Annotated in this window: 2 protein-coding genes (1 of these 2 running past the window's edge); both read left to right on the forward strand. The window is 70.2% G+C overall.

The genetic code is table 11. From position 1 onward, the window contains the following. Positions 1-16,893 carry an amino acid adenylation domain-containing protein gene (locus ACGF5O_RS24050; RefSeq protein WP_393811922.1) on the forward strand — a complete coding sequence of 5,631 codons (16,893 nt, stop codon included), beginning with the start codon at positions 1-3 and terminating at the stop codon, positions 16,891-16,893. Next, positions 16,890-20,971, forward strand: partial view of an amino acid adenylation domain-containing protein gene (locus ACGF5O_RS24055; RefSeq protein WP_393811923.1) — the beginning only. The gene runs 12,268 nt beyond the window's last position; only the first 4,082 of its 16,350 coding nucleotides appear in the window; its start codon is at positions 16,890-16,892; its stop codon lies off the right edge, out of view. Before ACGF5O_RS24050 ends, ACGF5O_RS24055 begins: the two co-directional genes overlap by 4 nt.

The following is a 20,971-nucleotide window of genomic DNA, read 5'->3' on the forward strand; positions in this document are numbered from 1 at the left end:
ATGGCGGACCGCACGACCGGAAACACGGGTGAATACGTCGAGATCCGCGGCGGCCTCGACACGGACCTGCTGCTACGGGCCCTGCGCACCACGTCCGCCGAGGCGGCCGACCGTCTCCGGAGCCACCACGTCGGCGACACCCTCGCCGAAGTCCGCCTGACGGACCTGCGCACCGAGCCCGACCCGCGCGCGGCAGCCGAGCGCGACATGCGCGAGGACCTGTGGACCCCGCGCCCGTCCGCCGACACCGGCCGCCCGCTCACCGCCCAGACCCTCTACGTCCTGGGCCCGGACCACGTGCTCTGGTACCGGCGCAGCCACCGCCTGGTCGAGGACGCGCGCGATGCCGCACTCTTCCGCGACCGGGTCGCCGCGCACTACGCCGCCCTCACCGCGGACACCGAGCCCCCCGCGCCGCGGCACCGCCCGGCCTCCCCGGACACCCCGGCCGACTACCCGAACTACCCGGCGTACGAGGAGGACCGGCGCTACTGGGCGCGCTCGCTCGCCGGCCTCACCGAGCCCACGGACCCCGGACGACGGCTGCGCGTGCCCGCCGGCACCGACGCGACCGCCCTCGCGGCCGTCGCCCTGACCGCGCACCAGCTCACCGGCGACGAGGACGTCGTCATCGGTGTCCTCCCCCGGAGCCAGGCAGGCACCGGAGCCGGGTCCGTCCTGCCCGTACGCGTCAGGCTCACCCCGCTGATGACCGCACAGGACCTCGTCCGGGCGAGCGTCTCCGCGCTGCGCTCCGCACTGAGCCACCGACGCTTCCCGTACGACCACATGCTGCGCGACCTCGGCCTCGACGCCGGCACCCCCCTCCACGACATCGAGGCCGAACTCCTCCCCGCGCACCCGGCCCCCCGCTTCGGCGACTGCACCGTCTCCGTCCACCACGTCCCCGCCACCGGGCGCGACGAGGAGACCGAGCTGCGGTACCACCGGGCGCTGGAGTGGCTGAACCGCGCCGCCGCCGACGAACCCCTCCGCCACGCCGATGCGTTGGTGGCGGGGGAGTGGGGTCGGTTGGTGGGTTGGGGTGGGTTGGGTCGTGGTGTGGCTGGTGGCTGGGGTTCGGGGTTGGGGTTGTTCGAGGAGCAGGTGGGTTTGGACGGGGATGCGTTGGCGGTGCTGGGTGAGGGGGGTGGGGTTTCTTTCGGTGAGTTGGATGTGCGGGCGAATCGGGTGGCTCGGTGGTTGCGGGGTGTGGGGGTGGGGGTTGGTTCGTCGGTGGGTGTGGTGCTGGGGCGTGGGGTTGATGTGGTGGTGGTGTTGTTGGGGGTGTGGAAGGCGGGTGCGGTGTTCGTTCCGGTGGATCCGCGGGTTCCGTCGGAGCGGATGCGGTTCGTGTTCCGGGATGCGGATGTCATGTGTGTGGTGACGTCGGGTGAGTGTGCGGAGGCGGTCCCGGGAGACCTGGACGCTCCGGTACTGGTGGTCGACGAGCCGGGTGTGGTGCGGGAGTTGGCTGCCCTTGAAGGGGCTCCGCTTTCGGATGGCGAGCGTGGCGGGGCTGTGTTGCCGTTGGCCGGTGCGTATGTGACGTACACGTCGGGGTCGACGGGGCGGCCGAAGGGTGTGGTGTTGACGCATGGCGGGGTGGCCAGGCTGGTCGCTGCGCAGCGGGAGCGTTTTGGAGTGGGCCGGGGTGCGCGGGTGTTGCAGTTCGCGTCGATCGGGTTCGACGGGGCGGTGGCGGAGTGGGTGATGGCTCTGTGTTCGGGTGGGGTGTTGGTGGTGGCGTCTGGTGAGGTGCTGGTGCCGGGGGCGGGGCTGGAGGAGGTGCTGGACCGGTTCGGGGTGACGCACGCGACCGTTCCGCCGGCGGTGTTGGCGGTGCTGGATCCGGCGCGTCACGCGGGTTCGGTGGAGGTGCTGATCTCCGCCGGTGAGGCGATGGACGGTCGGCTCGTGCAGCGGTGGGGCGGTGGGCGGCGGCTGTTCAACGGTTACGGGCCGACGGAGACGACGGTGGCGGCGACGGTGTCGCCGGCGTTGGCACCGGGTGATCAGCCGGTGATCGGTACGCCGATTGTGGCGACGGGTGCGGTGGTACTCGACGACTGGCTGCGGCCGGTGCCGGTGGGCGGGGTCGGGGAGTTGTATGTGACCGGGGCCGGGCTGGCTCGGGGTTATGTCGGTAGGAGTGCTCTGACTGCTGAGCGTTTCGTGGCCTGCCCGTTTGTCGTGGGTGAGCGGATGTATCGGACGGGTGACCGGGTGCGGTGGAACGCGGACGGGCAGTTGGTGTTCGCGGGGCGGGTGGATGAGCAGGTGAAGATCCGGGGGTTCCGGATCGAGCCGGGTGAGGTGCGGGCGGTGCTGGGCTCGGCTGCGGGGGTGGGCCAGGTCGCGGTGGTGGTGCGGGAGGACGAGCCGGGACAGAAGCGGCTGGTGGCCTACGTCGTCATGGAGACGCCGGAGACGCCGGAGGCGGCGGAGATGGCGGGTGTTGTGGCGGGGCTGCGGGAGTACGCGGCCGAGCGGCTGCCGTACTACATGGTGCCCTCCGCGATCGTGCCGCTCGACCGGCTCCCGCTGACCGTCAACGGCAAACTCGACCACGAGGCCCTGCCCTCACCGGAACAGGCTCTGCGCGACAGGTCGGTCCGGCAACCCGGCGATATTCGTGAAGCCCTGCTCTGCCGGGCGTTCGCCGAGGTCCTGGGCGTGGACTCGGTCGGCGTCGACGACGACTTCTTCGCCCTGGGCGGCCACTCCCTCATGGTGGTCCGGCTCATCTCGCGAGTCCGCGTACTCCTCGGTGCCGAGGTACAGGTGCGCGCGCTGTTCGAGGCGCCGACCCCGGCCGGGCTCGCGGTCCACCTCGACCAAAAGGGTGCCGGCCGGACCCGGCTCGCCCTCACCGCCCGCAAGCGGACGCCGCGCGTACCGCTGTCCTTCGCGCAGCAGCGGCTGTGGTTCCTCGGCCGCCTCGAAGGCGCCCGTCCCACCTACAACCTGCCCGTCGCCCTGCGCCTGACCGGCGACCTGGACCGGGCCGCACTCGCTGCCGCGCTGCGGGACGTCATCGGCCGGCACGAGACGCTCCGTACGGTCTTCCCCAGCGTCGACGGCGAACCGCACCAGGAGATCGTCAACCTGTGGGACCTCGACTGGAACCTGGAAACCGTGGACCTGCGGGCGGCGAACAGCCCCGGCCTCGTCGAGACCGTCCGGGACAAGGCGGCCCACGCCTTCGACCTCGCGCGCGAAATCCCCATCCGTGCCTGGCTGCTGGAGACCGGACCCGGCGACGCGGAACTCGGCGGCGAAGTGTCCGCGGACCTGGTCGAGACGAGCCTCGGCGAACTGCGTCTCAGCGGTGACGACCGCTTGGCGGCTGCCATCGCCCCCGAGAGCGGCGCGGACCAGGCGGTACTGCTGTTCGTCGTGCACCACATCGCCAGCGACGGCTGGTCCATGCGGCCCCTCGCCCGCGATCTGTCCTTCGCCTACGCGGAACGGCGGGAGGGACGTGCGCCGCAGTGGGCGCCCCTGCCGGTCCAGTACGCGGACTACGCGCTGTGGCAGCGTGAGCTGCTCGGCGCCGAGGACGATCAGGACAGCGTCCTCGCCCGGCAGGTCGGCTACTGGCGGGCGGCGCTGGACGGCATACCGGAGGAACTGGAGCTGCCGTTCGACCGGACCCGCCCGGCGGTGTCCGACCACGCCGCCCACATAGCGCCGCTGACCGTACCGGCCGACGTGCACGCACGGATCGTGGCACTGGCCCGGGCCGAGGGCGTGACCGTGTTCATGGTGCTCCAGGCCGCGCTCGCCGTGCTGCTCTCCCGCCTCGGCGCGGGCGAGGACATACCCATCGGCTCGGCGGTGGCCGGCCGCACGGACGAGAACCTGGACGACCTCGTCGGCTACTTCCTCAACACCCTTGTCATCCGTACCGACCTGAGCGGCGACCCCACCTTCCGTGACGTGCTCACCCGCGTGCGGGAACGCAGCGTCGAGGCGCTGGCCCACCAGGACGTGCCGTTCGAGCGCCTGGTCGAGGAGCTCGCGCCGAGCCGGTCGATGAGCCGCCATCCCCTCTTCCAGGTCATGCTCACCCTCCAGAACGTCGAGCGAGCGGCACTGGACCTGCCCGGTGTCCGGGCCGGCGGTGCCGTACCCGCCGACGCCCTGGTGCTCGCCGCCAGGCTCGACCTCGAACTGACCGTCTCCGAGACATACGACGCCGACGGCGCCCCTGCCGGACTGCGCGGCGGCCTCACCGCCGCGGCCGACCTCTTCGAACCCACCACGGCCCACGCGATCGCCGAGCGCTGGTCCCACGTACTCGACCGGCTCACCGCCGACCCGGACCACGCGCTGCACGGCACCGATGTGTTGGTGGCGGGGGAGTGGGGTCGGTTGGCGGAGTGGAGTGGGCTGGGCTCCGGTGAGGATGGGCTGGTTTCGGGGTTGGGGTTGTTCGAGGAGCAGGTGGCGCTGCGCGGTGGTGCGTCGGCGGTGGTGGGCGACGGGATCGAGGTCTCGTTCAGCGAGCTGGATGCGCGGGCGAACCAAGTGGCCCGGTGGTTGCGCGACGCCGGGGCGGGGGTCGGTTCGTCGGTCGGTGTGGTCCTGGGGCGGGGGATCGATGTGGCGGCGGTCCTGCTGGGGGTGTGGAAGGCGGGCGCGGTGTTCGTTCCGGTCGATCCGCGGGTTCCGGCGGAGCGGATGGGCTTCGTGTTCGGGGACTGCGGCGCCGTGTGTGTGGTGACGTCCCGGGAGTGCGTCGGGGCGGTGCCGGGGGAGCTGGGCGTGCCGGTGCTGCTCGTCGATGAACCGGGTGCGCTGGCGGCCTTCGACGGCGGTGCGGTGTCCGATGCCGAGCGTGGTGGGGCTGTGTTGCCGTTGGGTGGGGCGTATGTGACGTATACGTCGGGGTCGACGGGGCGGCCGAAGGGTGTGGCGCTGACGCATGGTGGGGTGGCCAGGTTGGTTGCCGCCCAGCGTGAGCGGCTGGGGGCGGGTGCGGATGCGCGGGTGTTGCAGTTCGCGTCGATCGGGTTCGACGGGGCGGTGGCCGAGTGGGTGATGGCTCTGTGTTCGGGTGGGGTCTTGGTGGTGGCTCCAGGTGGGGAGTTGGTGCCGGGGGCGGGGCTGGAGGAGGTGCTGGACCGGTTCGGGGTGACGCACGCGACCGTTCCGCCGGCGGTGTTGGCGGTGCTGGATCCGGCGCGTCACGCGCCTTCGGTAAAGGTGCTGATCTCCGCGGGTGAGGCGATGGACGCTCGGCTCGTGGAGCGCTGGGGTGCCGGGCGGCGGCTGTTCAACGGTTACGGTCCGACGGAGACGACGGTGGCGGCGACGATATCGCCGGCGCTGGCACCCGGCGACGAACCGGTGATCGGTACGCCGATCACGGCGACGGGTGTGGCCGTCCTCGACGACTGGCTGCGCCCGGTCCCGGTCGGGGTCGCGGGCGAGCTGTATGTGACAGGTGCCGGTCTGGCCCGGGGCTACGTGGGCAGGGGCGCGCTCAGCGCGGAGCGGTTCGTGGCCTGCCCGTGGGGCGCGGGCGGGCGGATGTACCGCACCGGGGACCGGGTGCGGTGGAACGCGGGCGGGCAGTTGCTGTTCGCGGGGCGTGCGGATGACCAGGTGAAGATCCGGGGGTTCCGGATCGAGCCGGGCGAGGTGCGGGCGGTGCTGGGTTCGGCGCCGGGGGTGGAGCAGGTCGCGGTGGTGGTGCGGGAGGACGAGCCGGGGCAGAAACGGCTGGTCGCCTACGTCGTCATGGAGACGCCGGAGACGGCGGAGGTCGTGGCCGGGCTGCGGGAGTACGCGGCCGAGCGGCTGCCGTACTACATGGTGCCCTCCGCCATCGTCCTTCTCGACCGGCTCCCGCTCACCGTCAACGGGAAACTCGACCACAACGCCTTGCCCGCTCCCGCGCACACCGCGCACACCGCGGACGGAGCGGACGGTGCGGCCCGTGGCCTGGCGAACGCCCGCGAGGAAGCCGTGTGCGCCGCCTTCGCCGAGGTGCTGGAGGTGGACGCGGTCGGCGTCGAGGACGACTTCTTCGCGCTGGGCGGGCATTCCCTGCTGGGAGTGCGTCTGGTGGAGCGGCTCCGGGCGCGCGGGCTGGCGGCGACAGTGCGTACGCTGTTCGAGGCCCCGACTCCGGGTGGGCTCGCGGCGCTGGTGGCGGCCGCCGGTCCGGAGGGTTCCCGGCCGGCGGGTGGCGTGCCGGTGGGTACGGCGGTGATCACGCCGGAGTCGGTCCCGCTGGCCGGGCGGACGGCGGCGGAGCTCGACCGGGTGGTGTCGACGGTCGAGGGCGGCGCGGCGAACGTGGCGGACGTCTATCCGCTGGCGCCGCTCCAGGAAGGCCTGCTGTTCCACCACCTCCTGGCGGAGGGCGGAGCCGACGCCTATGTGACGGTCGTGGTCCTGGAGTTCGACGGGTCCCCGCGGCTGGACGCGTTCGTCGAGGCGTTGCGGCGGGTCGTGGACCGGCATGACGTCTATCGCACCGGGGTGGTCTGGGAGGGCATCGCCGAACCGGTCCAAGTCGTCTGGCGCCACGCGGAGTTGCGGACCCACACCGTGGATCTGGCCGCGGCGGCACCGGCCGACCCGGTGGCCGCGCTGGTGGGCGCGGTGGGCCGGTCGATGAATCTCGCCCATGCACCGCTGATGGATGTGCACAGGGCTCGTACGGCGGACGGCCGGCATCTGGCGCTGTTGCGGATGCACCACCTGATCCAGGACCACACCGGCATGGCGCTGCTGCTGCAGGAAGTGCGCGCGTTCATGCGCGGCGAGGAGGCGCAACTGCCTGCTCCCGCCCCGTTCCGGGACTTCGTGGCCCAGGCGCGCAACGACATCGCCACCGCCGATCACGCCGGTTTCTTCCGTGAGCTGCTGGCAGACGTGACCGAACCGACCGCGCCCTTCGGTCTGTTGGACGTGCACGGCAACGGCGCCGAGGTGGTGCGCGCCCACCGTCCGGTGACGGACGTGGTCGCCGAACGGGTCCGCCGCGTGGCCCGGAGCCTGGGGGTGAGTCCGGCGACGGTGTGGCATGTGGCGTGGGCGCGGGTGCTGGCGGCGGTGTCGGGCCGGGACGACGTGGTGTTCGGGACCGTACTGCTCGGCCGGATGAGCGGAGGAGCCGGCGCCGACCGGGCGTTGGGCCTGTTCATGAACACCCTGCCCGCCCGGGTGCGGACACGTGGTGTCGGCGTCAGCGCCGCGGTGGCCGCGATGCGGGAACAGCTGGCCGGGCTGGTGGCACACGAGCACGCGCCGCTGGCGATCGCGCAGCAGGCCAGCGGGGTCGCGGGGGACACCCCTCTGTTCACCGCCCTCTTCAACTACCGCCACAACGACCGCGGACTCTGGGTCGACGACGTCAACAACGAGTCCAACGAAGGCCTTGAGGGCGTCACCACCCGGTATGTCGAGGAGCGCGACAACTACCCGCTCAACGTCTCCGTCGACGACCTCGGCGACCACGGCTTCGAGCTCACGGTCGACGCCGTGAGCCCCGTCGCCCCACAGTTCGTCGCCGACCTGGTCCACGTCGCCATGGACCGTCTCTCCGCCGCGCTGGAAACCGCCCTCGACGGCGGCCCCGAGGTCGCGCTCGGCACGATCGACGTCCTCGACACCGAGCAGCGGCGACAACTGGTCGAGGAGTGGAACGAGTCGTCCGTGGAGTCGGAGGACACCACGCTCGCCGAGCTGTTCGAGGCGCAGGCGCGGCGGACCCCGGACGCGGTGGCCGTGGTCGCCGACGGCGCCGAGATCTCGTACGCCGAACTGGACGCCCGCGCCAACCGCCTGGCCCGCCACCTCGTCGGCCAGGGCGTGGGGCCGGAGTGCGTGGTCGCCGTGGTGATGGACCGCGGCGTGGACGTGGTCACGGCGCTGCTGGGCATCGTGAAAGCGGGGGCCGCGTATCTGCCGGTCGATCCGCAACAGCCCCCGGAGCGGCTCGGGTTCATGCTCGCGGACAGCGGAGCCGACTGCGTGGTGGCGTCCCGGTCGGTCGAGGACGTGCTGTCCGGGCCGGTCTGCGATGTGCCGCTGCTGTTCGTCGACGATCCGGCGACCGCCGCCTACCTGGCCCGACTGCCCGGCACCCCCTCCCCCTTGCAGGACGGCTCGGTCCGGGTGTCCCCGGACCATCCGGCGTACGTGATCTACACCTCGGGCTCGACGGGCCGGCCCAAGGGCGTCGTGGTCACGCACCGCAATGTCGTGCGGCTCTTCGCCGCCGCGGAGCAGGTGTACGACATCGGCGCCGACGACGTGTGGAGCTGCTTCCACTCGTTCGCCTTCGACTTCTCGGTCTGGGAGATGTGGGGCGCGTTGCTGCGCGGCGGCCGCCTGGTCGTGGTCGGCTTCTCCGTGTCCCGCTCGCCCGGTGAGTTCCTGGAACTGCTGGCGCGTGAGCGGGTGACCGTACTGAGCCAGACCCCCTCCGCCTTCTACCAGTTGACGGCCGCCGAAGCGGAACGGCCGGACATCGGCGCCCGACTCGCCCTGCGCTACGTGGTGTTCGGCGGCGAAGCGCTGGATCCGAGCCGTCTGGCGGAGTGGTACGCACGCCGACCGGCCGACGAAGGACCGGTCCTGGTGAACATGTACGGGATCACCGAGACCACCGTGCACGTCACGCACCTCGCGCTGGACGCCGACTCCGCCGCACGAAACGGTGCCAGTCCCGTCGGCCGCGGCCTTCCCGGCCTACGGACCTATGTGCTGGACGGGGGACTGCTGCCGGTGCCGGCCGGGGCGGTCGGCGAACTGTACGTCGCGGGCGACCAGTTGGCGCGCGGGTATCTGCGGCGCGCGGACCTGTCCGCACAGCGCTTCGTGGCCTGCCCCTTCGGTACCGGCGAGCGGATGTACCGCACCGGCGACCTGGCCCGCTGGACCGGGGACGGCTCGCTGGAGTACCTCGGCCGTGCCGACGAACAGGTGAAGATCCGCGGCTTCCGCATCGAGCCGGGTGAGATCGAGGCGGCACTGGTCGCACACCCGGGCGTCGCGCAGGCGGCCGTGGTACCACGCGACGACCAGCCCGGCGGCCCCCGGCTCGTCGGCTACGTCACGCCCGACCAGGAGAACGCGGGCCGGATCGCGACCTGGCTGCGCCTGCGGGACGAGGGCGCTCTGGACGCCGCGGAACGGCACGAACTGCCCAACGGGATGACCGTACTCGGCCACAACCGCGCCAACATCGAGTTCCTCTACCGGGAGATCTTCGAGCAGAACGAGTACCTGAAGTTCGGCGTCAGCCTGCCCGAGGACGCCTGCGTGGTCGACGTCGGCGGCCACGTCGGCATGTTCTCGATGTACGTCAACGAGGTCGCCCCGGCCAGCCGCATCCACGCCTTCGAACCCATCCCCGAACTCGCCGCGCTCTACCGGATCAACGCCGAACTCAACGACGTCGACGCCGTCGTCACCAACTGCGGTGTCGGCGAGCACGCCGAGACGGCCACCTTCACCTACTACCCCCAGATGTCGATCCTCTCCGGCCGTTTCGCCGACGAGGCCGCCGAACGCGACACCCTGCAACGCTTCCTGCGCAACGAACACGCGGCCGAGATGAGGGAGGCCGACGACTCGCTCATGCGCGAGATGCTCGCGCAGCGGCTGCGCGGCGAACAGGTCGAGGTGCAACTGCGCACCCTGTCCGACCTCATCCGCGAACACGGGATCCCGGCGATCGATCTGCTGAAGATCGACGCGGAGAAGAGCGAGCTGGAGGTCCTGCGCGGCATCGAGGAGGAGCACTGGCCGCTCGTCCGCCAGATCGTGGCGGAGGTGCACGAGGTCGACGGACGGCTCGCCGACGTTGTCGGCATGCTCCGCGACCGCGGCTTCGACGTCCGCCACGACACCGCCGAGGACGTCGCAGGCACCGGACTGCACATGGTCTACGCCGTCCGCCCGGGCGCGATCGACGCGGGCAGGACGACACCGCCACAGACCTCGGACCGGCCCCGCCGCCACGCCCCGGACCAACTCGTCGACGACCTGCGCACGCACCTCAAACAGCGCCTCCCCGGCTACATGGTGCCCACCGCCCTGGTGCTGCTCGACAGCCTGCCGCTCACCGTCAACGGCAAACTCGACCGCAAGGCCCTGCCCGCACCCGCCCAGACCACCGGCACCGGCACGGGCGACCGCGGCCCCTCGAACGCCCACGAGGAGATCCTGTGCGCCGCGTTCGCGCAGGTGCTGGGGCTGGACTCGGTCGGGGTCGACGACGACTTCTTCGGCCTCGGCGGCCACTCCCTGCTCGCCGTCCGGCTCATGTCCCGCATCCGCGTCCTGCTCGGCGCCGAGGTCGAGATCCGGGTGCTGTTCGACGCCCCCACCCCGGCCGGCATCGCCGCCCACCTCGCGGGCCGGCAGGACGGCGCCGCCCGCCGCCCCGCGCTCACGGGCGGCGCGCAGCGCCAGGAGCGCCCGGCCCGGATCCCGCTCTCCTTCGGACAACGCCGACTGTGGTTCCTCGGCCAACTCGAGGGCCGCAGCGCCACCTACAACGCACCCTGCGTGCTCCAACTGACCGGCCCGGTCGACACCGACGCGCTGGGTGCCGCGCTGCGGGACGTCATCGGCCGGCACGAATCGCTGCGTACGGTCTTCCCGGCCACGGACGGCGAGCCGTACCAGCACGTCGTCCCGCTGGAGGAGCTCGACTGGACGCTCCAGCCGGTGGACCTCGTCGACGCCTCCGCGGACGACGTGGCCCAGGCGGTACGACAGCGCGCCCGGCACGCCTTCGACCTGGAGCACGAAGTGCCCTTCAAGGCATGGCTGCTGCACACCGGCGCCGACCAGTACGGCCTGATGCTGGTCGCCCACCACATCGCCAGCGACGGCTGGTCCATGAGCCCCCTGGCCGCCGATCTGTCGACGGCCTACGCGGCACGGCGAGCCGACCAGTCGCCGGAGTGGCCGCCGCTGCGGGTTCAGTACGCGGACTACGCGCTGTGGCAGCGGGAGTTGCTCGGCGACGAGAGCGACCCCGACAGCCTGATGTCCCGCCAGATCGACTACTGGCGCGACGCCTTGGACGGCGCCCCCGAGGAACTGGCCCTGCCCTTCGACCGCCCGCGCCCCGCCACTGCCAGCCACCGCGGCCACAGCATGCCGCTGACGATTCCCGCCGAGACACACCGGTCGCTTGCCGAGTTGGCGAAGGCCGAGGGTGTGACGGTGTTCATGGTGTTGCAGGCCGCGCTCGCGGTGCTGCTGTCCCGCCTGGGCGCCGGTACCGACATCCCGATCGGCTCGGCGGTGGCGGGCCGCACGGACGAGGGTCTGGACGACCTCGTGGGTTGCTTCGTGAACACGCTGGTGGTGCGTACGGATGTGGGTGGTGATCCGACGTTCAGGGATGTGCTGGCGCGGGTGCGTGGGCGCAGCCTCGAAGCGCTGGCCCACCAGGATGTGCCGTTCGAGCGGCTGGTGGAGGAGCTGGCGCCAGCACGTTCCATGGCCCGGCATCCCCTCTTCCAGATCGTCCTCACCATGGAGAACACCGTCGACGCCACCCTCGACATCCCCGGCGTGGCCGTCGAACTCCTCTCGGTCGACCGGCCCGTGGCCAAGTTCGACCTCGACGTCATGATCCGCGAGACACACGACATCCAGGGCCGGCCCGCGGGACTCCAGGGCTCTATGACCGCCGCGGCGGACCTCTTCGACCCCGCCACGGCAGAGGCGATCGCGGTGCGCTGGGAGCGAGTGGTGAGCCAACTCGTCACGACTCCGGACCGGCGACTGCACGAGGTCGCGGTGACGTCGACGGCGGAGTGTCGGACGGTGGTGGGGGAGTGGAACGACACGGGTGGTGTGGTGTCGGGTGGTTCGGTGTTGGGGTGGTTTGAGGAGTGGGTGGGGCGGTCGCCGGGTGGGGTGGCGGTGGTTGCTGGTGGTGTGGGGGTGTCGTTTGGTGAGTTGGATGCGCGGGCGAATCGGCTGGCTCGGTATTTGAGGGGTCTGGGGGTTGGGCGGGAGTCGGTGGTGGCGTTGGCTCTGGGTCGTGGTGTGGAGATGGTTGCGGCGGTGTTGGGGGTGTGGAAGGCGGGGGCGGCGTATGTGCCGGTGGATGTGGGTCTGCCGGTGGAGCGTATTGCGTTCATGTTGGCGGACAGTCGTGCGGTGTTGTTGTTGGGTTCGGAGGATGTGGTTGGGGATCTGCCTGCTGGTCGGGTGCGGGTGGTGGCGCTTGATGATCCGTGGACGGTGAAGCAGCTCGGTGCTCTGGATCCGTCGGCGCCGGCGGGGGTGTCGGTGTTGCCGGAGCAGGCTGCGTATGTGATGTACACGTCGGGTTCGACGGGTCGGCCGAAGGGTGTCGTGGTCACGCATGGTGGGCTGGCGAATTACGTGGGGTCGGTGCCGGGTCGGCTGGGCTGGGGTGGGCCGGGGGAGCGGTATGGCCTGTTGCAGGCGCAGGTGACGGACCTGGGCAACACGGTGGTGTTCACGAGTCTGTCGACCGGTGGTGAGTTGCACATTCTCGACGCGGAGTCGGTGGTGGACGCGGATGCCGTTGCCCGCTATCTGCGTGACCACCGGATCGATCACGTCAAGGCAGTGCCGTCGCATCTGGCTGCGTTGTCGTCGGTGGCGGGTGTCGGCTCGGTGTTGCCGCGCAAGTCGTTGGTGCTGGGTGGTGAGGCGGCTTCACCGGAGTGGGTGGGGGAGGTCCTGGACGCCGGTGCCGGTGGGTGTGCGGTGTTGAACCACTATGGGCCGACCGAGACCACGATCGGTGTCCTGACCACCGCTCTGGACGAGGAGACCGTTGCCGGTGGTGTGGTGCCGGTCGGTACTCCGGTGGCCAACACGCGTGTGTTTGTCCTCGACGAGTGGCTGGCGCCGGTGCCGGCCGGGGTGACCGGCGAACTCTATGTGTCTGGTGCTCAGGTGGCGCGTGGTTACGTGGGTAATGCGCCGTTGTCCGCCGAGCGTTTCGTGGCGTGCCCGTTCGGGGCGGGTGAGCGGATGTATCGCACCGGGGACCGCGCGCGTTGGACGACCGGGGGTCGGTTGGTCTTCGGCGGACGTGCGGACGACCAGGTGAAGATCCGTGGCTTCCGCGTGGAACCCGGGGAGATCCGGGCTGTTCTCGTCGCTCATCCGGAGGTCGCGCAGGCCGTTGTCGTTCCCCGTTCGGATGCCGGTGAGGATGTGCGCCTGGTCGCTTATGTCGTTGCGGTGGATGTGGAGGATGTTCCTGACGAGGCGCACGTGAAGGCTTTTGTCGGTGGGCGGTTGCCTGAGTACATGGTGCCGAGTGCGGTCGTATTCCTGGACGCGCTGCCTCTGACGTCGAACGGCAAGCTGGATCGCAAGGCTCTACCTGCTCCGGAGTACGTCTCCGGTGCAGGCCGCAGTCGGCCACCGGCGAACGCTCGGGAAGAGGCGTTGTGTGCTGCGTTCGCGCAGGTGCTGGGGCTGGAGTCGGTCGGGGTCGAGGACGACTTCTTCGCTCTTGGCGGGCATTCCCTGCTCGCCGTCCGGCTGATCTCCCGTATCCGCGCTCTCCTGGGTGCGGAGGTCGAGATCCGGGTGCTGTTCCAGACCCCGACCCCCGCCGGACTCGCCGCGTACCTGGCGGGACAGGACGGTGGTCCCGCCAGGCCTCGGTTGACGGTGGGTGTGCGGCCCGAGCGGGTGCCGTTGTCGTACGCGCAACGACGGCTGTGGTTCCTTGCCGAGCTTGAGGGCGACAGCGCCACGTACAACGCACCCAACGTGCTCCGCCTCACCGGCGACCTCGACGCCGATGCGCTGGGCGCGGCACTGCGGGACGTGATCGGCCGGCACGAATCCCTGCGTACGATCTTCCCCACCGTCGACGGAGAGCCGTACCAACAGGTCACTCCGATCACCGAGTTGGTCTGGCAGATGGAATGTCTCGACCTGACCGCCAGTACGGCGGCGGAACGGGACGCCGTGATCGCCGCGCGTGCGCGATACGCGTTCGAGCTGGCCACCGAGGTGCCGATTCGGGCCACGCTGATCAAGGTCGGCGACCACGAGCACCAGTTGGTGCTGGTCGTCCACCACATAGCCAGCGACGGTTGGTCCATGACCCCGCTCGCCGCCGACCTGTCGCTGGCGTACGCGGCCCGCCGACGTGGACAACGGCCGGAGTGGGCGCCGTTGCCGGTGCAGTACGCGGACTACGCGCTGTGGCAGAGGGAGCTGCTTGGGGACGACGGTGACGAGGAGAGTCTGATCTCTCACCAGGTCGACTACTGGCGCGATGCATTGGCGGGCGCTCCCGAGGAACTGGCCCTTCCCTTCGATCGACTGCGCCCCGTCACGGCGAGCCACCGCGCGCACAGTGTGCCGCTGCGCGTCCCGGCCGACGTGCATGCCGGCCTGGTGGAGTTGGCGAGGGCTGAGGGTGTGACGGTGTTCATGGTGTTGCAGGCCGCGCTTGCGGTGCTGCTGTCCCGCCTGGGCGCCGGTACCGACATTCCGATCGGCTCGGCGGTGGCGGGGCGTACGGATGAGGGTCTGGACGATCTCGTGGGTTGCTTCGTGAACACGTTGGTGGTGCGTACGGATGTGGGTGGTGATCCGTCGTTCAGGGATGTGCTGGCGCGGGTGCGTGGGCGGAGTCTTGAGGCGCTGGCGCATCAGGATGTGCCGTTCGAGCGGCTGGTGGAGGAGTTGGCGCCGTCGCGGTCGATGGCCCGGCATCCCCTCTTCCAGGTCGTCCTCACCACCGACGCCATGGGCGAGTCAATGCTCGAACTCGAAGGCCTGGACGTCGAACTCCTCCCCATCGACCGCCCGGCAGCCAAGTTCGACCTGGACGTGATGGTCGGCGAGACCCATGACGAACTGGGGCTCCCCGCCGGGCTGCGAGGCTCCGTGACGGTGGCCGCGGATCTGTTCGATCCCACGTCGGTGGAGTCGATCGCCGCTCGCTGGGTGCGGCTGCTGGAGCAGGTCGCGGCGGCTCCGGACGGGGCCGTGCATGCGGTGGGGTTGTTGTCCGATGTGGAGTTGCGGCGGGTGGTGGGGGAGTGGAACGACACGGGTGGTGTGGTGTCGGGTGGTTCGGTGTTGGGGTGGTTTGAGGAGTGCGTGGGGCGGTCGCCGGGTGGGGTTGCGGTGGTTGCTGGTGGTGTGGGGGTGTCGTTTGGTGAGTTGGATGCGCGGGCGAATCGGCTGGCTCGGTATTTGAGGGGTCTGGGGGTTGGGCGGGAGTCGGTGGTGGCGTTGGCTCTGGGTCGTGGTGTGGAGATGGTTGCGGCGGTGTTGGGGGTGTGGAAGGCGGGGGCGGCGTATGTGCCGGTGGATGTGGGTCTGCCGGTGGAGCGGATCGCGTTCATGCTGGCCGACAGCCGTGCCGTACTGCTGCTGGGTTCGCAGGATGTGGTCGGGGATCTGCCTGCTGGTCGAGTGCGGGTGGTGGCGCTCGACGATCCGTCGACGATGCTGCAGCTTGAGGCTGCCGATCCGAGTCCGCCCGGGGTTGTGGTTGCCGGTGACGGTCTGGCGTACGTGATGTACACGTCGGGTTCCACAGGTCGGCCGAAGGGCGTGGCCGTCACGCACGGTGGCCTGGCGAATTACGTGGGGTCGGTGCCGGGCCGGCTGGGCTGGGGGGCGCCCGGGGAGCGGTATGGCCTGTTGCAGGCGCAGGTGACGGATCTCGGCAACACGGTGGTGTTCACCAGTCTGACGACCGGCGGTGAGTTGCACATTCTCGATGCGGAGTCGGTGGTGGACGCGGGGGCGGTGGCTGCGTATGTGCGTGGTGAGGGGATTGATCATCTGAAGGTCGTGCCGTCGCATCTGGCTGCGTTGTCGTCGGTGGCGGGTGCGAAGGCGGTGTTGCCGCGGAGGTCTCTGGTGTTGGGTGGTGAGGCGGCTTCGCCGGAGTGGGTGGGGGAGGTCCTGGACGCCGGTGAGTGCACGGTGTTCAACCACTACGGGCCGACCGAGACCACCATCGGCGTCCTGACCATGGCCCTGGACGAGGAGACCGTCGCCGGAGGCGTGGTGCCGGTCGGCACCCCCGTCGCCAACACGCGGGCGTTCGTCCTCGACGAGTGGCTGGCCCCGGTGCCGGTGGGTGTGATCGGCGAACTCTATGTTTCCGGCGCCCAGTTGGCGCGCGGATACATGGGCAACGGGCCGCTGACCGCCGAGCGGTTCATCGCCTGCCCCCACCCTCTGAATGGGTCCGGCGAGCGGATGTACCGCACCGGGGACCGCGTGCGCTGGACTCCCGACGGTCGGCTGGTCTTCGCCGGGCGGGTGGACGATCAGGTGAAGATCCGTGGCTTCCGGATCGAGCCGGGAGAGGTCGAAGCCGTCCTCGCTGCCCATCCCGAGGTCTCTCAGGCGGCGGTAGTGGCTCGCGATGATGCCGCCGGGGATGTGCGTCTGGTGGCCTACGTGGTCCCTGCGGACGCGGAGGATGCTCCTGACGAGGCGCGGGTGAAGGCCTTTGTCGGTGGGCGGTTGCCTGAGTACATGGTGCCGAGTGCGGTCGTTCTCCTGGACGCGCTGCCTCTGACGTCGAACGGCAAGCTGGATCGCAAGGCCCTGCCGGCCCCGGAGTACGTCTCCGGTGCAGGCCGCAGTCGGCCACCGGCGAACGCTCGGGAAGAGGCGTTGTGTGCTGCGTTCGCGCAGGTGCTGGGGCTGGAGTCGGTGGGGGTCGAGGACGACTTCTTCGCCCTGGGCGGGCACTCCCTGCTCGCCGTCCGGCTGATCTCCCGCATCCGTGCACTCCTGGGTGTCGAGGTGGAGATCCGGGTGCTGTTCCAGACCCCCACCCCCGCCGGACTCGCCGACGAACTCGACCAACAGCCGACTCGGCCTGAAAGGCCGGCACTGCGGCCGATGCGTATGGAGGAAGACCGATGATCCCGTTGTCGTTCGCGCAGCGTCGGCTCTGGTTCCTCGGCCGGCTAGAGGGCCCGAACCCGATGTACAACAGCGCAGCTGTGGCCCGAGTCACCGGCGAACTGGCACCGGACGCGCTCGCAGCCGCGTTGCGGGATGTCATCGGCCGGCATGAGTCCTTGCGCACCACGTTCCCCGAGACGGACGGTGAGCCGTACCAGCACATACTTCAGCCCGACTCGCTCGACTGGCAGCTGCGGACGGTCGATCTGACCGCCGCCACGGCCGAGGAGTTGACGGCGGCGATCGACGAGCGGGCGCGGTATGCCTTCGACCTGTCCACTGATGTGCCGATCCAGGCGTGGTTGCTGCGCACGGCAGCGGACGAGCACGTCCTGGTGCTCGTGCTGCACCACATCGCCAGTGACGGCTGGTCCCTCGGACCGCTCGCCCGGGACATCTCGACCGCCTATGCCGCCCGGCGCGACGGCCGGGCGCCGGAGTGGGCCCCGTTGCCGGTGCAGTATGCCGACTACGCCCTGTGGCAGCGGCAGTTGCTCGGCGCCGAGGACGATCCGGAGAGCCTGGTCTCCCGGCAGGTCGACTACTGGCGCGAAGCCCTGACCGGCATCCCCGACGAGCTCGCCCTGCCCGCCGACCGGCCGCGCCCCCCTGTGGCCTCGCACCGCGGGCACTCGCACGACTTCGCCGTGCCTGCGGACGTGCACGCGCGGGTGCTCGAGTTGGCGAAGGCCGAGGGTGTGACGGTGTTCATGGTGTTGCAGGCCGCGCTTGCGGTGCTGCTGTCCCGCCTGGGCGCCGGTACCGACATTCCGATCGGCTCGGCGGTGGCGGGGCGTACGGACGAGGGTCTGGACGACCTCGTGGGTTGCTTCGTGAACACGCTGGTGGTGCGTACGGATGTGGGCGGTGATCCGTCGTTCAGGGATGTGCTGGCGCGGGTGCGTGGGCGCAGCCTCGAAGCGCTGGCGCATCAGGATGTGCCGTTCGAGCGGCTGGTGGAGGAGTTGGCGCCGTCGCGGTCGATGGCCCGGCATCCCCTCTTCCAGGTCGTCCTCACCACACACGCCATGGGTGAGGCCACACTGCAACTCGACGGTCTTGAAGTCGAGTTACTGCCGGTGGACCGTCCTGCGGCCAAGTTCGACCTGGACGTGATGGTCGCGGAAACCCGCGACGCGCGAGGTCGCCCGGCCGGCCTGAGGGGCGCGGTGACCGCGGCGGCGGACCTTTTTGACCCCGCGACGGTCGCGTCCATCGCGGATCGATGGGCACGCACACTGCACCAACTCGTCGCGGCACCGGATCGACGCCTTCGGGACGCGCAACTGCTGACAGGCGCGGAGCGTCGGACGGTGGTGGGGGAGTGGAACGACACGGGTGGTGTGGTGTCGGGTGGTTCGGTGTTGGGGTGGTTTGAGGGGTGGGTGGGGCGGTCGCCGGGTGGGGTGGCGGTGGTTGCTGGTGGTGTGGGGGTGTCGTTTGGTGAGTTGGATGCGCGGGCGAATCGGCTGGCTCGTTTTCTTGTGGCGCAGGGTGTGGGTGCGGAGTCGGTGGTGGCGCTGGCGATGGGTCGTGGTGTGGAGATGGTTGCGGCGGTGTTGGGGGTGTGGAAGGCGGGGGCGGCGTATGTGCCGGTGGATGTGGGTCTGCCGGTGGAGCGTATTGCGTTCATGCTGGCGGACAGTCGTGCGGTGTTGTTGTTGGGTTCGGAGGATGTGGTTGGGGATCTGCCTGCTGGTCGGGTGCGGGTGGTGGCGCTCGACGACCCGTGGACGGTGAAGCAGCTGGATGCTCTGGAGCCCACTGCACCGCAGGCGTCGATCCGCGCGGAGCAGGCTGCGTATGTGATGTACACGTCGGGTTCGACGGGTCGGCCGAAGGGTGTCGTGGTCACGCATGGTGGCCTGGCGAACTATGTGGGGTCGGTGCCGGGTCGGCTGGGTTGGGGTGGGCCTGGGGAGCGGTATGGGTTGTTGCAGGCGCAGGTGACGGATCTGGGCAACACGGTGGTGTTCACCAGTCTGACGACCGGCGGTGAGCTGCACATTCTCGACGCTGATGCTGTCGTCGATCCGCGAGCCGTCGCCGGTTATCTCGCGGAGCATGGGATTGATCATGTGAAGGCGGTGCCGTCGCATCTGGCTGCGTTGTCGTCGGTGGCGGGTGTGGGGTCGGTGTTGCCGCGGAAGTCGTTGGTGTTGGGTGGTGAGGCGGCTTCGCCGGAGTGGGTGGGGGAGGTACTGGACGCCGGTGAGTGCACGGTGTTCAACCACTATGGGCCGACCGAGACCACGATCGGTGTCCTGACCACCGCTCTGGACGAGGAGACCGTTGCCGGTGGTGTGGTGCCGGTGGGTACGCCTGTCGCCAACACGCGGGTGTTTGTGCTGGATCAGTGGTTGCGGCCGGTGGCTCCTGGCGTGACGGGTGAGCTGTATGTCGCTGGTGCTCAGTTGGCGCGTGGTTACGTGGGTAATGCGCCGTTGTCCGCCGAGCGTTTCGTGGCGTGCCCGTTCGGGGGCGGCGAGCGGATGTATCGCACCGGGGACCGCGTGCGTTGGACGACCGGGGGTCGGTTGGTCTTCGCCGGACGTGCGGACGATCAGGTGAAGATCCGTGGCTTCCGTGTTGAGCCGGGTGAGATCCAGGCTGTTCTCGTCGCTCATCCGGAGGTCGCGCAGGCGGTCGTTGTTGCCCGTTCGGATGCCGGTGAGGATGTGCGCCTGGTCGCTTATGTCGTTGCGGTGGATGTGGAGGATGTTCCTGACGAGGCGCACGTGAAGGCTTTTGTCGGTGGGCGGTTGCCTGAGTACATGGTCCCGTCCGCGGTGATCGTGCTGGACGCGCTGCCTCTGACGTCGAACGGCAAGCTGGACCGCAAGGCGCTGCCCGCCCCGGAGTATGCGGCTTCGGGCGGGGTGAGTCGCCCGCCGGCGGATGCCCGGGAAGAGGCGTTGTGTGCTGCGTTCGCGCAGGTGCTGGGGCTGGAGTCGGTCGGGGTCGAGGACGACTTCTTCGCGCTGGGCGGGCATTCCCTGCTCGCCGTCCGGCTGATCTCCCGCATCCGCGCTCTCCTGGGTGTCGAGGTGGAGATCCGGGTGCTGTTCCAGACCCCGACTCCCGCCGGACTCGCGGTATATCTCGCAGCGCAGGAGAGCGGTCCCGCCAGGCCCACGCTGAGGGCGGTCGTCGAGCGGCCGGAGTTGGTCCCGCTGTCCTTCGCCCAGCGCAGGCTGTGGTTCCTGGCCCAACTTGAAGGCCCCAACCCCTCGTACAACTTGCCCGTAGTCCTTCGGCTGACCGGCGAGCTGGAGGCCGAGGCGCTCGACACGGCGTTGCGGGACGTCATCGGCCGGCACGAGGCGCTGCGCACGATGTTCCCGGCCGCCGACGGTGAGCCTTACCAGCGGATAGTGGCGCCCGAGGAACTGCACTGGCAGTTGGAGTACGTCGACCTCACCTCCGCGTCGCAGGACGACGTCGTGAGCGCGGTCGCCGAGCGCGCCCGGCACGTTCTCGACTTCGCGCAGGACATTCCCGTCCGAGCCACTCTCTTCCAGACCAGCGCGGACGAGTACGTACTCGTGCTCCTGCTGCACCACATAGCCACCGACGGCTGGTCGATGAGCCCGCTGGCGCACGACCTGTCGCTCGCCTATGCCGCCCGGTGCGAAGGTCGACCGCCGGAGTGGGCGCCGTTGCCGGTGCAGTACGCGGACTACACGGTGTGGCAACGGGAGTTGCTGGGCGACGAGGGTGATCCGGACAGCGTCGTGTCCCGTCAGATGGCCTACTGGCGTGAGGCCCTGCGTGACATTCCGGCGGAACTGGAGCTGCCTTTCGACCATCCGCGTCCGGCAACCGCCACGCACCGCGCGCACAGCCTGCCGCTCCTGGTGCCGGCCGAAGTCCATGTCAGGCTCGCCGAGTTGGCGAAGGCCGAGGGTGTGACGGTGTTCATGGTGTTGCAGGCCGCGCTGGCGGTGCTGCTGTCCCGGCTGGGCGCCGGTACCGACATTCCGATCGGGTCGGCGGTGGCGGGTCGTACGGACGAGGGCCTGGACGACCTCGTCGG

Source organism: Streptomyces sp. NPDC048291, from assembly GCF_043201715.1.
Classification (GTDB): Bacteria; Actinomycetota; Actinomycetes; order Streptomycetales; family Streptomycetaceae; genus Streptomyces.